This is a genomic window from Nakamurella aerolata (genome assembly GCF_013002705.1).
Lineage (GTDB): Bacteria > Actinomycetota > Actinomycetes > Mycobacteriales > Nakamurellaceae > Nakamurella > Nakamurella aerolata.
Window position 1 is genome coordinate 1 of the sequence record NZ_JABEND010000020.1, and the last position, 1,440, is coordinate 1,440.

Annotated in this window: 1 protein-coding gene; it reads left to right on the forward strand. The window is 67.2% G+C overall.

Going from position 1 to position 1,440, the window contains the following annotated elements; genetic code table 11:
• Positions 1–124: 124 nt before the first annotated feature.
• Positions 125–1,432, forward strand: coding sequence for an ISL3 family transposase (locus HKD39_RS18525; protein ID WP_171201357.1), 1,308 nt, complete (start codon positions 125–127; stop codon positions 1,430–1,432).
• Positions 1,433–1,440 lie beyond the last annotated feature (8 nt).

Here is a 1,440-nt window from a genome sequence, read left to right on the forward strand (position 1 = left end):
GGCTCTTCACAATGGAGGGTGTAGCGCAGGTCTGATCGGCTGAGCCGGGGACCGGTTGCGGGTGGGTGTCGAGGTCTTCCGCATGATGGGGGTTCTCACACCGGCCCACCTGGAAGACCTCGACGTGCCTGACTCTACGTTTGCTGCTGCTGATCTGACCACGTTCACCCGACTGGACGGGCTGGGTCTTGCGGTGACCGGGCAGTTCATCGAACCGGACCGGACGATCCTGGCCTGCCGGGTCGTTGAGCCCGGCGACGCTTGTGGTCGTTGCGGTGGGCAGGGCTCGGCGCGGGACACTGTGCTGCGGCGGCTGGCGCATGAGCCGTTCGGCTGGCGGCCGACGGTGCTGCTGGTCACCGTGCGCCGGTATCGCTGCCCGGGCTGCGGTCATGTGTGGCGGCAGGACATGAGCCGGGCAGCGCAGCCGCGGGCCAGGTTGTCGGCTGGTGCGCTGCGCTGGGCGTTGAAGGGCCTGGTTATCGGGCACCTCACCATCACCCGAATTGCCGAAGCGTTGGCCGTGGCGTGGAACACCGCCAACACCGCTGTCTTGGCCGAAGGCAAGCGGGTGCTGATCGACGACCCGGACCGCCTCGACGGGGTGAAGGTCATTGGCGTGGATGAGCATGTGTGGCGGCACACCCGTAAGGGCGACAAGTACGTCACCGTGATCATCGACCTCACTCCGGTCCGCGACAAGACCGGCCCGGCTCGGCTGCTGGACATGGTTCAGGGCCGCTCGAAGAAGGCCTTCACCGACTGGCTGCAACAACGAGAACCCGCCTGGCGCAACGAGTTGCAGGTGGTGGCGATGGACGGGTTCACCGGCTTCAAGACCGCCACCACCGAACAGCTGCCGGACGCGACAGCGGTGATGGACCCCTTCCACGTCGTCCGGCTGGCCGGCGATGCGCTGGACGAGTGTCGCCGCCGCGTCCACAACGGGATCCACGGCCGGCGGGGCCGAGGCAACGATCCGCTCTACCGGGCCCGGCGGACCCTGCACACCGGCGCGGACCTGCTCACCGACAAGCAGCGTCAACGAATCACGGCATTATTCGCTGTCGAGGAACACGCCCCGGTCGAAGCGACCTGGGGCATCTACCAGCGGCTCGTCACCGCCTACCGCGACCCCAACCGGCGACAAGCGAAGAAGGCCCTCACCGCCGTGATCGAGGCGATCAGCACCGCCGTACCGGCAGGCCTGATCGAGCTCCGCCGGCTCGGCAGAACACTGAAGAAGCGGGCCACCGATGTGCTGGCCTACTTCGACCGGCCAGGCACCAGCAACGGCCCCACCGAAGCGATCAACGGCCGGCTCGAGCACCTACGCGGGTCAGCGCTCGGGTTCCGCAACCTCATCCACTACATCGCCAGATCCCTACTCGAAGCCGGCGGATTCAGACCCCAACTACACCGTCAACTGTGAAGAGCCGC